General features: G+C 33.0%; 10 protein-coding genes. 6 read left to right on the top strand and 4 right to left on the bottom strand.

Annotation, left to right across the window (positions count from 1 at the left end; translation table 11 throughout):
* Positions 1-13: 13 nt before the first annotated feature.
* Together D1815_RS01820 and D1815_RS01825 are read right to left on the bottom strand one after the other, a co-directional pair.
* On the bottom strand, positions 14-1267 hold the full coding sequence (locus D1815_RS01820; protein ID WP_118385698.1) for an ammonium transporter: 1254 nt from the start codon (positions 1265-1267) through the stop codon (positions 14-16).
* A 63-nt stretch (positions 1268-1330) separates the two neighbouring features.
* A complete protein-coding gene (locus tag D1815_RS01825) occupies positions 1331-1669 on the bottom strand; it encodes a P-II family nitrogen regulator (protein WP_027391878.1) in 339 nt (112 codons plus the stop codon).
* A gap of 436 nt (positions 1670-2105) precedes the next feature.
* On the opposite strand from D1815_RS01825, the gene gltB reads away from it, so the two are divergent.
* Positions 2106-6605, top strand: coding sequence for a glutamate synthase large subunit (gene gltB / locus D1815_RS01830; protein ID WP_118385699.1), 4500 nt, complete (start codon positions 2106-2108; stop codon positions 6603-6605).
* Between the two features lie 12 nt (positions 6606-6617).
* Positions 6618-8081 carry a glutamate synthase subunit beta gene (locus D1815_RS01835; RefSeq protein ID WP_118385700.1) on the top strand — a complete coding sequence of 488 codons (1464 nt, stop codon included), beginning with the start codon at positions 6618-6620 and terminating at the stop codon, positions 8079-8081.
* Between the two features lie 87 nt (positions 8082-8168).
* Here D1815_RS01835 and D1815_RS01840 read toward each other — a convergent pair whose 3' ends face one another.
* Positions 8169-8903 carry a LytTR family DNA-binding domain-containing protein gene (locus tag D1815_RS01840; RefSeq protein ID WP_118385701.1) on the bottom strand — a complete coding sequence of 245 codons (735 nt, stop codon included), beginning with the start codon at positions 8901-8903 and terminating at the stop codon, positions 8169-8171.
* Between the two features lie 11 nt (positions 8904-8914).
* Positions 8915-10075 (bottom strand): sensor histidine kinase, encoded by a 1161-nt coding sequence (locus D1815_RS01845; protein ID WP_118385702.1) that lies wholly within the window; start codon positions 10073-10075, stop codon positions 8915-8917.
* A gap of 246 nt (positions 10076-10321) precedes the next feature.
* Here D1815_RS01845 and D1815_RS01850 point away from each other — a divergent pair, with 246 nt between their 5' ends.
* The 4 genes from D1815_RS01850 to D1815_RS01865 are packed head-to-tail and all read left to right on the top strand — an operon-like array spanning position 10322 to position 13793.
* Complete coding sequence (locus D1815_RS01850) at positions 10322-11260, top strand: nuclear transport factor 2 family protein (RefSeq protein WP_118385703.1); 939 nt, start codon at positions 10322-10324, stop codon at positions 11258-11260.
* A gap of 35 nt (positions 11261-11295) precedes the next feature.
* A complete protein-coding gene (locus D1815_RS01855; RefSeq protein WP_118385704.1) occupies positions 11296-12366 on the top strand; it encodes an alpha/beta hydrolase-fold protein in 1071 nt (356 codons plus the stop codon).
* A 21-nt stretch (positions 12367-12387) separates the two neighbouring features.
* Positions 12388-12855 carry a hypothetical protein gene (locus tag D1815_RS01860; protein ID WP_147404393.1) on the top strand — a complete coding sequence of 156 codons (468 nt, stop codon included), beginning with the start codon at positions 12388-12390 and terminating at the stop codon, positions 12853-12855.
* Between the two features lie 29 nt (positions 12856-12884).
* On the top strand, positions 12885-13793 hold the full coding sequence (locus D1815_RS01865) for a hypothetical protein (RefSeq protein ID WP_027391872.1): 909 nt from the start codon (positions 12885-12887) through the stop codon (positions 13791-13793).
* The last annotated feature ends 27 nt before the right edge of the window (positions 13794-13820 follow it).

Below are 13820 nucleotides of genomic sequence, written 5' to 3' on the forward strand. Positions count from 1 at the left end.
GTTGAATTAAATTCTAGTGTTGATTTAATCTAAAATCTGGATAAGCATCCATTCCGTGTTCATGACCGTCAAGACCATCAATTTCTTCTTTTTCAGAAACTCTAATACCGATAGTTTTCTTTAATGCAAATATGATAATAAATGAGGTAGCTACACAAAATCCACCAGCAGCTAATACTCCAACTCCTTGTACTAAGAATTGGTCAAAACCTGCTTTTGCTCCAAAAATTCCAACAGCTAATGTTCCCCAAATACCACAGATTAAGTGAACAGCAATAGCTCCTACAGGATCATCTAGCTTTAATTTGTCAATCAATGCTACACCAAATACTATGATAGCACCAGCAATAGCTCCAATTAATACAGCATCTGTTGGTGTCATTTGATCAGCACCAGCTGTAATTCCTACTAGTCCACCTAGAATACCATTTAAGAACATTGTTAAGTCGTAGTTCTTGTATAATAATGTAGAAACTAAAAATGCAACAACTCCACCGGCAGCAGCAGCAAGAGATGTAGTTACTAGGGTAAGAGATGTTCCAGCAGCATCTGCAGAAAGTACAGAACCGCCATTAAATCCAAACCATCCTAACCATAGAATTAAAACACCGGCAGCAGCTAACGGGATGTTATGTCCTGGTATAGCTTTAGGTTTACCATCAGAACCGAATTTACCAATTCTAGACCCTAATAACCATACAGCTACCAAAGCAGCCCATCCTCCTACAGAATGAACTAAGGTAGAACCGGCAAAATCATAAAAACCTTCAGCTTCACCAATCTGGAATGATGATAAGAACCCACCTCCCCATTGCCAAGAACCTACAATTGGATATACAACACCTACGTATATTATGGTAAAAATCATAAAAGCTCCTAGCTTTATACGTTCTGCAACAGCTCCAGAAACTATAGTAGCTGCAGTAGCAGCAAACATTCCTTGGAATAAGAAATCAGTCCAGTATGTATACCCTTCATTATATGTTAAGTCTAAAGCTCCTTCTACAACAGGAGAACTCAATCCAAATCCAGCAAATCCAATAAATCCTGCTGCACCTTCTCCAAATCCTGGATACATTAAATTGAATCCTACTAGGCAGTATAATAATAAACCTACACAGATGATGAATACATTTTTGAAAAGAATATTAATTGTGTTTTTTTGACGAGTTAATCCAATTTCTAAAAAAGAGAAACCCAAATGCATGAAAAAGACTAGTGCTGTACACACCATCATCCATACGTTGTTTATAGTTAACATTTCCATTATATAATTGACTATTAAAAGTTATTTTTTGTTTTCAGTTGGTAATTTGTGTGTGTGTGGTGGTTAGGATAGTGTAGAACCTCCTTTTTCAGAAGTACGAATTCTGTATGCTTCTTTGATATCGGATACAAATACCTTTCCATCTCCGACTTCTCCTGTTTTACCAGCTTCAAGAATTGCCGATACGGCTGCTTCTTCAAATTCATCGTTTACCACGATAGATAAAAAACGTCTCTGGATATCTGTGGTGCTATACGAGATTCCACGATATACGTGTCCTTGTTTCTCATTACCCACACCAGTAACATCCCAATAAGAAAAGAATGTGATACCTTTTTCGTGTAAAGCTTCTTTTACAACACGGTATTTTGATCTTCTGATGATTGCTTCTATTTTCTTCATAAAGACTAAAAAGTTAAAATTAATGTTAAATCTATGTCAAAAATATGTGAATTACTCTTTAGCCTCAAAATTTTGAAGGGTAATCAAGGTATTTTTATCATTTTAAAATATTTACCCCCTAAAAAATTGGGGGTGTGTATTTTTTGAAGAAATAAATGAGGATTTCGCAGTTAGGTGTTTTTGTTTTTTACGAAAACGTTTTCTTTAGTACCTATTGGCCTTATAATGCTGTAAACCCCTATGTTATTTGGTGTTTTTTACCAAAAATCGCGTTATTAAATTCGTAATTTGAAGTCCTTATTTTAGGATTCTATTAGTTAAATAGTACTTTTTTTATTGAGCTCCAAAAAGTGGTGTTCGATAAGTGGTTTTTCTTTCTCCTTCCTTAAGGTTTTGTTAATTTCAACAACTTGAAACACTTTAGATCGGAAATAATATGAAGAAACAAGGAATGTATCTGCCAGAATTCGAACACGACGCATGTGGTGCCGGATTTATTTGTAGCTTGGAAGGGAAAAAGTCTAATGATATTATTCATAAGGCACTAGAAATTCTTGAAAAATTAGAACATCGTGGAGCTGTAAGCTCTGATGGAAAAACAGGAGATGGAGCGGGAATACTGATAGATATACCACATGATTTCTTTATAGAAAATTGTTCATTTAATTTACCTGAGTCTGGAGAATATGCTGTAAGTAATGTGTTTTTACCTAAAAAAGAAAATCAAAGACAATACTGTATTGATACTTTTGAAAAAAATATCACCGATCAAGGTCTTGTTCTTTTGGGATGGAGAGACGTACCTGTTGATACAGTACATTTAGGAGAAATAGCAGCAACTACAGAACCTTCGATTAAACAAATTTTTATTGGCAAAAGTGATAGGGAGCAGAGCTATTTTGACTTTAATTTAAAGTTATTTACTGCTCGTAAGGTTACAGAACATGAAATATACAGTTCTAAACTGTCAGAGAATAAGTTCTTTTATTTACCAAGCTTATCTACAAAGACTTTAATATTTAAAGGTTTATTAATGCCAGAAGATATTAAATTGTACTATACAGATCTTATGGATCCAAAAGTGGTAACTAGGTTAGCCTTGGTACACCAACGTTTTTCTACAAATACATTTCCTACCTGGGATTTAGCACAACCATTCCGATATATGTGTCATAATGGAGAGATTAATACTTTAAGAGGAAATGTAACCAGAATGCGCTCTAGAGAGGAATTATTAGCCAGTGATTGGTTTGGAGATGATATAAAAAAGATACTACCAGTAGTTCTTAAAGGAAAATCAGACTCTGCATCTATGGATATGGTTGTAGAGTTGTTATTGATGACTGGACGATCGCTTCCAGAAGTTATGATGATGATGGTGCCAGAAGCTTGGGAGAAGAACTCAGAAATGTCTGAAGCTAAAAAGGCATTTTATGAATATAATTCATGTGCAATGGAGCCTTGGGATGGCCCAGCATCTATCCCGTTTACTGATGGTAATTATATTGGAGCAGTATTGGATAGAAATGGATTAAGACCTTCTCGTTATACCGTTACTAAAGATGGATATGTAATTATGTCTTCTGAAACTGGTGTAGTAGATATAGAACCAAGCAATTTAGAGTTTCATGGGAGATTAGAGCCTGGTAAGATGTTTTTGGTAAATATGGATGAAGGTAGAATTATTAATGATGAAGAAATAAAGGAAGAAATAGCCTCGAAACATCCATATAGAGAATGGTTGGATAATAATCTAGTGCACTTAAAAGACATTGCATATAATGATTGCCCTTTGTTTTTGGGTGAAGAAACTATTGGTAAACGTAAAGAAGTATTCGGATATACTCAGGAAGATATTGATACGATTATCGTTCCGATGAGTCAATTAGCAAAGGAACCAATTGGTTCTATGGGATCAGATACACCAATAGCTGTACTTTCGCAGAGGTCGCAATTAATTTACAATTACTTTAAACAGTTATTTGCACAGGTAACCAACCCTCCTTTAGACGGGATTCGAGAAGAACTGATTACAGATATTAGTTTAACACTAGGAGCAGATCATAATATTTTTAATATTGATGAAAAGCATTGCAATAAACTAAAGATTCAGAATCCCGTAATTTCTAAAGAAGATTTAGATAAGATCAAAACATATTCAGATAAAGGCTTTAAAGCAACTTCTGTTTCTATGTTGTATAATATTAATAGAGGGCTTAATGGGTTAGAAGATGCTTTAGAAGCTACTTTACAAAAGGTATCTGAGGCAATTGATGATGGAAGTAATATTATAATACTTTCTGATAGAAATATAAGTAAGCATCGAGCACCGATTCCGGCATTATTAGCTTGTTCTTTTGTAAATAGTGGTCTACAGAAATTAGGGAAACGTTCTCAAGTAAGTATCATAATAGAATCTGCAGAACCAAGAGAGGTACATCACTTTGCTTTATTATTTGGATATGGGGCCAGTGCTATAAATCCTTATATGGTAAATGAAATTATCAAGGAACAAATTGAAGACAATAATATTACAGAGTTAGCTGCAGAAGAAGCGGTTAATAATTACAATAAGGCTGTAGGTAAAGGCGTATTGAAAGTGATGAATAAAATCGGTATCTCTACCTTAAATTCGTACCGTAGTTCTCAACTTTTCGAATGTATCGGTATTAATACTAAAGTGGTAGATAAATATTTTCCAAATACTGCTACTAGAATTCAAGGAATTGGATTGTACGAAATCGAAAAGGAAATTGCTAAACGTCATAAAAGAGCATACATAGAAAGAGAAGTAGATGCTGATTTAGATTTAGAAATTGGGGGACAATATAGATGGAGACGAAATGGTGAAAAACACCAGTTTAATCCGCTTTCTGTAGCTAAACTTCAGAAATCAGTAAGAGATAATGATCCTAAAACTTATAAAGAATATGCAAGTTTAATTAATGAGCAGTCTAAAAGTTTAATGACCATTCGAGGATTATTAGAATTCTCTAACTATGATCCAATTCCACTAGATGAGGTAGAGCCTTGGACAGAAATTGTAAAACGCTTTAAAACAGGAGCGATGTCCTATGGGTCAATAAGTCAAGAAGCACATGAAAACTTGGCTGTTGCTATGAATCGTATCGGTGGGAAAAGTAATTCGGGAGAAGGAGGAGAGAATCCACTACGTTTTTATAAAGATGTAAATGGAGATTGGAAAAATAGCGCTATCAAGCAAGTTGCTTCAGGTAGATTTGGTGTTTCTTCGAATTATTTAACCAATGCTGCAGAGATACAGATAAAAATGGCTCAAGGAGCTAAACCAGGAGAAGGGGGGCAATTACCAGGTCCAAAAGTAAACCCTGAGATTGCTAAAACTCGTAACTCTACTCCGTATGTTGGATTAATTTCACCACCACCACATCACGATATATATTCTATTGAAGATTTATCTCAGTTAATTTATGACTTAAAATCAGCTAATAGAGATGCTAGAATTAATGTGAAATTAGTTTCGGAAGTAGGAGTAGGAACTGTTGCAGCAGGAGTAGCAAAGGCAAAGGCAGACGTAGTATTAATATCTGGATTTGATGGAGGAACGGGAGCATCACCATTAACATCATTAAAGCATGCTGGATTGCCTTGGGAATTAGGAATAGCCGAAGCACAACAGACTTTAGTAGGGAATAATCTACGTAGTCGTATTGTATTAGAGTGTGATGGACAATTAAAAACAGGAAGAGATGTAGCAGTAGCTTGTCTGTTAGGGGCAGAAGAATTTGGATTTGCCACAGCTCCTTTAGTAGCTTCTGGATGTATTATGATGCGTGTTTGTCATTTAAACACTTGTCCTGTAGGTATAGCAACTCAAAACCCTGCATTGCGTAAAAAGTTTAAAGGAAAACCAGAACACGTAGTAAATTACATGTATTTCGTAGCTCAAGAACTAAGAGAAATTATGGCTCAGCTTGGTTTCCGAACGATTAATGAAATGGTCGGACAAGTACATAAATTAGATCGTAAGCAAGCTATCGAACATTATAAAACTGCAGGAGTTGATCTTTCACCAATATTACATCAGGTAGAAGCTTCAGAAGGAGTAGGTATATACAATTCCGAAATACAAGATCATGGATTAGGAAAATCTATAGATTTTGAAATTATAGAACAGGCGCATCAAGCGTTGTTTAGAAAAGAAAAGACCACTTTAGACTTTGATATTACAAATACTGATAGAGCAGTAGGCGCTATTCTTAGTAATGAAATTTCTAAAATTTATGGAGCACAAGGATTACCAGAAAGTACACTGAAATTAAATTTCACAGGTGCAGCTGGACAAAGTTTTGGAGCTTTTGCAACCAAGGGATTAACAATGATCGTAAATGGAAACACAAATGACTACTTAGGGAAAGGACTTTCTGGAGCTAAGTTAATTATTAAAGTTCCAGATGAAGCAACACTCGTTCCAGAAAACAATGTAATTACAGGAAATGTCACATTATATGGAGCAACAGATGGAGAAGTATTTATTAATGGTAAGGCTGGAGAACGTTTTTGTGTTCGTAACTCAGGTGCCAGAGCTGTTGTAGAAGGTATTGGAGATCATGGATGTGAATATATGACTGGTGGAGTTGCCGTTATCCTTGGTGAAGTAGGAAGAAACTTTGGCGCAGGGATGTCTGGAGGTATTGCATATATATATGATGATAAAAAGACATTCGAAGCGCATTGTAATAAAGAAGCGCTAAACTTGGATCCTGTAGAAATACCAGAAGATGTGATAGAACTTAAAAACTTAATTGAATCACACTATAATGCAACACTAAGTCCTTTAGCACAGAGAATTCTCGAGAATTGGGAGAGCGAATTACCAAAATTCATTAAGATCTTCCCAGAGGAATACAAGCAGGCTTTAAAAAGATTAGAAGAAGAAAAATTAGCACAAGCATAAACGATAATAGACATGGGAAAGATAACTGGATTTTTAGAATTTGAAAGAGAGATTGAACAGTACCAGCCTGTTAAAGATCGTATAAAAGGATATAAGGAGTTTACTGTGCCAATGGAGGAAAGTAAGCTTAAAAATCAAGGTGCAAGATGCATGGATTGCGGAATCCCTTTTTGTCATAGTGGATGTCCATTAGGAAACCTAATACCTGATTTTAATGATGCTGTATATCGTGGTAAATGGGAAAAGGCAGCTCGGATATTACATTCGACTAATAACTTTCCAGAATTTACGGGTAGATTATGTCCAGCACCTTGCGAAGAAGCTTGTGTTCTAGGGATTAATGAAGATCCTGTAACGATAGAAAATATTGAAAAAAATATAGTAGAAGAAGCTTTTAAAAATGGATGGGTAAAAGCGAATCTACCTAAAGAGAGAACAGGAAAGACAGTCGCAGTTATAGGTTCTGGACCTGCTGGATTGGCTACTGCCCAACAGTTAAATAGAGCTGGACATTTAGTAACTGTTTTCGAAAGAGATGAAAAGGTAGGAGGATTGTTACGATATGGGATTCCTGACTTTAAGATGGAAAAAAATGTAATCGATCGAAGAGTTGCTGTTTTAGAAGAAGAAGGTATTGTTTTTAAAACAAATACACATATAGGTAAAGATGTTAAAGCGGATCAACTAAAAGCTGATTTTGATGCTGTAGTATTATGTACAGGTGCTACAGTAAGACGTAAGTTACCGGTAAAAGGAGCTGATCTAAAAGGAGTGGTTCAGGCTATGGATTTTCTTCCACAAAACAATCGTAGAGTCGATGGGATTAAAGATTTAGGCGAAGAAATTCTTGCAACGGATAAAGATGTAATCGTAATCGGAGGTGGAGATACAGGATCAGATTGTATTGGAACTTCTGTACGACATGGTGCAACATCTGTGACTAATTTTGAAATCATGGGTAAAGGTACTGTTGAACGCCCTGCTAATCAACCATGGCCTTTTTGGCCAATGAGATTACGAACGAGTTCTTCACATCAAGAAGGAGTGGAACGTAATTGGAGTATTTCTACAAAAGAATTTTTGGGAGATGAAAATGGTAATCTTAGAGGTTTAATAACATCTGAAGTTGAATGGGTAAAAGAGAATGGTCGTTTTACTTTAAAAGAGATTCCAGATACAGAAAAAGAATGGAAATGTGAGTTAGCTTTATTGGCATTAGGGTTTACTGGTTCAGAACCTACAATTGCAGAACAATTAGGTATTGATATGGATGCAAGAACAAATATAAAAGCTACAGAAGAAAATTATGCTACCAACGTAAAAGGTGTTTTTGCAGCGGGTGATACGCGAAGAGGACAATCATTAATTGTTTGGGCTATCGCAGAAGGTAGACAAGCGGCATATCATATAGATACATATCTTATGGGAAGTTCTAATTTACCTCTTAAAGGGGATGGAGACTTACCAAGAATTTAGTTTTTTAGAATCTAATATTCAATATTAGTGTTAATAAAAGGCTGCTAACTATTCAGTTAGCAGCCTTTTTGCAAGGTTAGAATGTGATTATCTTTTTAAAATTTTATCATTTACTATCTTTTTCATAATAGCTTCTTTATAATTTCGACCTAATGGAATATGATGAGATTTTATGGATATTCCTTCTGTTTCGATAGCTTCAATTTTATGAATATGTATAATAAATGACTTATGAACTTGCATAAACATTTCAGAATTAAGTTGTTTTGCTACTTCTTTTAGGGGGATTAATGAGAGGTGCTTTTTTCCGTCAGATGTATGGAATGCTACATAGTTTTGCATAGCCTTAATAAACAGAATATCGTCAAAGTATATTTTCTTATAACTGCTATCACATTTTATGAAAACATAATTGGCGGTTTTATTTTCTTTGTTAGAGTTTATATTAGTGTTATTTTGTAAGAGAATGTATTGCTCTTTTACTTTACATACCGCTTTAAAAAAACGAGTAAAGGTGATCGGCTTTAGCAAATAGTCAATTACATCTAAATCAAAACCTTCTAAAGCATAGTTAGGAAAAGCAGTTGTGATTATTACCAAAGGTTTAGACTTCATAGATTTTAAAAATTCTATTCCATTCATTCTAGGCATCTGAATATCTAAAAAAAGTAACTCTACTTCGTGAGCATTTTTAATTTTAGTAATTTCCAAAGGGTTACTACAAGTTCCTTGTAACTCTAAAAAATCTACTTCATTAATGTAATTTGTTATACATTCTCTTGCCAGTGGTTCATCATCAATTACAATACATTTTAAAACCATAATTATCTTTTTTAAGATTGTAATGTCGCCATAGATGTAATTACATCTTCAGAAGAAACAGAGTGTGAGTTCAACTTTAATTTAAGTGCTATTCGATACAATTCTTTAGTGTTTTTAGTATCAAGATCATATTGATCTTTATAGATTAAATCTAATCTTCTTTGTACATTTTTTAATCCAATTCCATTATTTTTCATAAGATCTTCCGTTGTATAATTATCATAGGAATTAATAGAGTTTGTTATTTCAAATATGATTTCATTTTCTGTATTATGAAGTTTTATATCAATCCAGTTTTTTTGATCTATACCTTGAGAAACGTGTTTAAAAGCATTTTCTACAAATGGCATTAGAATAAAGGGTGCTATAGACCAATCACCGTACATTTGATCTTTGATCGAAGTAGTCACTTTTACTGTTTGGTCAAGACGAAGTTTCCCAAGATTAATAAAATTATGAAGATAATCAATCTCTTTTTCTAGAGGAATTTTGGCTTCATTACATTCATATAATTGATACCGCATAAGATCTGAAAAGCTGGCTAATGATTCTGAGGCCATATCCGGGTTTTTATGAATTAAAACAAAAATGGAATTGATAGTGTTAAATAAGAAATGAGGATTAAATTGAGATTTCAAAAATTTAAGCTCTGTTTCTATTTTTTCTTTTTCTAATAACTGTTGCTGTTGCTGCGATTTAATCCATTTTTTAGTCAATTTTATACTCATCGCCAATGTCATACTAGCCAGTGTAGAAGATAAAGGACCTGATTTTAATAGAGAAACAAAGGTTTGCTCACCAAATAATTCAGTAAGGGTAGTATCAGAAACATAAGCTGCAACAAAATAACCAGCAGTAATGATTAATACGGTAATTAATATGGTTAAACTAAAAAAGGAGAGGTATGTGAAGTATTTTCTTTTCTCTAAAAACTTAGGTATCAAGTAGTATAAATTAAAATATACAGCTGCAGCTTGAAAAATAAAATAGAACAAAAATTTTACATTATATGGCGAAAAAAAAATGTTATAAGCAGCTTCTTTAGCACTGCCAATACCAATTGCCCACCACATATAATGATAAACAAACCAAAACACTAGATGATGTGCCTTATAATGGTATAAACCAATAAGTATTTTAGAGTTTTTTATAGTATCTAATTGTATCGACATAAATCATATCATTTACAATCTATTAAAATAAGAAAATAGTTTTTAAACATGAGTTGAGGTTCTAATTTATTGATGAACGTATTCAAATTATTGATGAAAGTGTGTTGATCTTGTTTTGTGCTCTTTTATGAAAGCAAATACGTCATTTTTGTTATATATCAATACTTATAATGATTTTGTCAATTTCAGGAGTTACTAAGTTCGTTTTCAGAATATTTTAGTTGAAACCACTAAAACTAAAACTGTATGAAACAAATTAGAGATGGACTATTCTGGCTATTTTTTTTACTACATACCTTAATGATAATAGCTCAGACTAAAATGATCAGTGAGAATGATATTAATACTGCTCTAAATAGGTTTGTTGAGGATAGTAATAAAGCAATGATAAACGCTACTCCAGAGATTATAGAAGGCTATTATTCTGATGACATTTATCTGATGCCCGCTTTTCAAAAAACACTTATAGGAAAAAAGAATGCAATGCGATATTACAAAGCATTCTTTGATCGATTTGTTATTATCGAGTACAAAAGAAAGAATATTGAAACTCTGGATTTAGGATCTCAGATTTGTGTATTAGGTGAATTTGTTATGAAAATTCGATTAAAAAAGGGAGGTGTAGTCGAAGAACTTAATGGAAAATATATGAATATATGGGTAAAACAAGAAAATAACATTTCCTTACTTTCAGAAATATGGAATTATAACCATCATACCGATATTACTGAACAATTAAAGTTTGATAATATTCCAGGTACTATTTTGGCATATCAGGAGCATCTTCCGATAAACAGTAACATTAGATTCGAAATTGCAAGTATTAATCATTTCACAGAGCAATTTATAGCACAAAGAGATCATACATTATGGGCGCAATTATATGCTGATGATGCTATCGCTTTTTTTAGCTATAAGCCAGTTTTTAAGGATAAAGCTGCACTAGATAAGTTTATCAAAGATCACGTTGTAGAACTTCCAGTTTTCGAGAAACTAAATATTAGAAACAACTACATAAATGACTTAGGAGATTATGTAGTGAATTATGCGAGTCATATAGCCAATTGGAGAAATAATGAACATTCTGGCATTAGTACTGGTAAAGGAATAAAGATATGGCGGAGAGCATCTAATGGGACCTTAAAAATTGTAAGACAGATATCAACGTATGATTATAACTATTAAGTAAATAAATTAATCCATCCATAAAGAACTCCATTATGTATACTACTTTTTTGAAGAAAATATCAATATCATCCTGTCTAATATTCTTATGTATTCATACTACTTCTGCACAATATAAAATAAAGGGTAGTATTATAGATGACACTATTGAGTCCAGGATTCTAGCTAAAAATAAAATAGGATTAAATACTACTAGAAATATTAAAATTTACCTTCCGCCAGGTTATTCATCATCAAAAAATAAATATCCAGTAGTCTATTATTTCCATAGTTTATTTGAGAATCCAAATCAGGTGGTTTCTGATCATAAAACTCCAGAAATAATTGATAAGAATATCATAGAAAATAAATCTAAAAAATTTATTCTGGTAGTGCCTGATTTCACATCGCCAACCATTGGAAGTCTATTTGAAAATTCAAGTACAAGTGGTTTTTGGCTAGATTTTATTACAGAAGAATTGGTTCCCTTTATAGATAACAAGTATCGAACTATTTCTGATAAAAATAGCAGAGCGGTAATCGGTCATTTTATGGGTGGAAGAGGAGCATTAAAAGTTGCTATGGCGCATCCAGAAATTTTTAATATTGTTTATGCATTGCATCCAGTAGCTACTGGTTCGGGGTATTTACCAAGAATTTCTTTGGGCGTTGATTGGGATAAAGTGTTGGTGGCAAGATCTTATGAAGAAGTAGGTGATGATATTAGGACTAAGATTTTTACTAGTGTATGCCAGGCATTTCTTCCTAATCCAAATAGATCTCCTTTGTTTTGTGATTTTCTATTTGAAAAAGATGAAAATAACGTTTTACAACTTCATCCAAAAAATATAAGAAAAGAGCAAAGAGAATTTCATCTCGATGAACGGTTGGATGAGTATGCTGATAATTTAAGAAACCTTACCGCAATTGCATTTGATTGGGCAAGATTTGATCAAACACAAGCACACGTAATTTCTAATCGTAGGTTTAGTAAAAAACTGATGGATTTGGGAGTAGATCATATGGGAGAAGAATTTGTGGGAGATCCTTGGAATAAGTATTGGGGAGATGAAGGGCGCTTAGTCACAAGAGTTTTACCTTTTTTAAACAAACATTTATCCTTTTAATGAATGTTTAAATTGATACTTATGCAGATAAAAAATATCACAATAATATTGATAATTATATTGTTAGGAACGGGATGTAATAATCAAAAAGAAAAACAAAATTTTTCTATAGAAAAAGATCAGAAATCCGTGATGGCTATTTTAAAAATATTAGATAATCATACTATTTCTACAGAAGATAAAATGAAAGTTTGGGTAGATGATCTCGTTCATATGGCTCCGAATCAGCCTTTAATTACGGATAAAATGGCATTGATAGCACATATTGATAAAGAAAAAGAATTTGGTTTTGCTGATATGAAACACGAAATAACAGAGATACACTCTTATCAAGAAATAGTAGTGATGCAGGGCAAAGTAACTGGAACTTTCTATCCAGCAAATACCGAAACATCGAATACTTTTAGTACTAAAAACTTATTTGTTTTTAGAAGGATAAAAAACGATTCTTTAAAAATTTGGAAAGTGATTTTTAATATGACTTCTTAAACTAGATTGAGAATTTAAAAAAACAAAACATGAAAAATTTCATAGTCCTAACTATTGTATTAGCAACGTTATTGGCTTGTAAAAACTCAAAGAGTAATAAGATTGATGAATTACAAGAATCAGAAAGGGTGGAAGATCTTTTGCAAGAGTATAATGAAAGAATTAGTACAGCAATAAAGACAAGTTCTTTTGAAGCGATACATGATTTGTATGATCAAGAATCTTTGTTATTTACGGATTACAATCCATTAATAGTTCATAGTGATAATATTAAAATATACTATGACACTATATTTGCGAGACAGAATATTAAAGAATATCATAGGGAAACGATTGATGTTATAGAATTTTCTAATAGAATTATAGAAATAGGTTTGTTTACCACGGTTTTTGAAAACTCGAAAAAATTAAAAGGAAAGTATTTTAATGTTTGGAAAAAGATGGTAAATGGAAAACTAATGATACGCGCAGAAGCATTAGGCTATTTAGAGCATATTGATGATCCTAAAGTATTTTTGGTTCCCGAAGCAAGTACATCTGTACTAAAAACTATTGAGATACCAAGAGAATTGATGGCCTATACAACTTTGGGAAAAAGTAATGTAATTGCTAGAATTCCTGAAAAAACAGCAGATTCATATACCGACGATACAATGTATTTGCCATTCGCCGATACCATTAAAACTGGAAAAGCTGTTTTGTTAGATCATTATAAAGCATATTATCAGAATCCCGCAAAAATTGATTCCCTTGAAATTATGACGTATGCATATGATAAAGTAGAAAATGGATATATCAAATATGGAGGGTTTTATGTAGATTGGACGGTGCCAGGATTTTCAGGTAATACCACAGGATCTGGGATCTCATATTGGAGAAGAGAAAAAGACAATTCACTCAGAATACATAGGCAAATAGGATTACATATACACAAATAATCTAAGTTCTATATAGATTTTGATTAT

It is taken from the genome of Aquimarina sp. AD1 (assembly GCF_003443695.1).
In the GTDB taxonomy this organism is placed as follows: domain Bacteria; phylum Bacteroidota; class Bacteroidia; order Flavobacteriales; family Flavobacteriaceae; genus Aquimarina; species Aquimarina latercula.

Excerpts from the sequence above, each read along its gene's own strand:
- D1815_RS01820 (WP_118385698.1), bottom strand. The coding sequence starts at position 1,267 with ATGGAAATGTTAACTATAAACAACGTATGGATGATGGTGTGTACAGCA.
- D1815_RS01825 (WP_027391878.1), bottom strand. The coding sequence starts at position 1,669 with ATGAAGAAAATAGAAGCAATCATCAGAAGATCAAAATACCGTGTTGTA.
- gltB (WP_118385699.1), top strand. The coding sequence starts at position 2,106 with ATGAAGAAACAAGGAATGTATCTGCCAGAATTCGAACACGACGCATGT.
- D1815_RS01835 (WP_118385700.1), top strand. The coding sequence starts at position 6,618 with ATGGGAAAGATAACTGGATTTTTAGAATTTGAAAGAGAGATTGAACAG.
- D1815_RS01840 (WP_118385701.1), bottom strand. The coding sequence starts at position 8,903 with ATGGTTTTAAAATGTATTGTAATTGATGATGAACCACTGGCAAGAGAA.
- D1815_RS01845 (WP_118385702.1), bottom strand. The coding sequence starts at position 10,075 with ATGTCGATACAATTAGATACTATAAAAAACTCTAAAATACTTATTGGT.
- D1815_RS01850 (WP_118385703.1), top strand. The coding sequence starts at position 10,322 with ATGAAACAAATTAGAGATGGACTATTCTGGCTATTTTTTTTACTACAT.
- D1815_RS01855 (WP_118385704.1), top strand. The coding sequence starts at position 11,296 with ATGTATACTACTTTTTTGAAGAAAATATCAATATCATCCTGTCTAATA.
- D1815_RS01860 (WP_147404393.1), top strand. The coding sequence starts at position 12,388 with ATGCAGATAAAAAATATCACAATAATATTGATAATTATATTGTTAGGA.
- D1815_RS01865 (WP_027391872.1), top strand. The coding sequence starts at position 12,885 with ATGAAAAATTTCATAGTCCTAACTATTGTATTAGCAACGTTATTGGCT.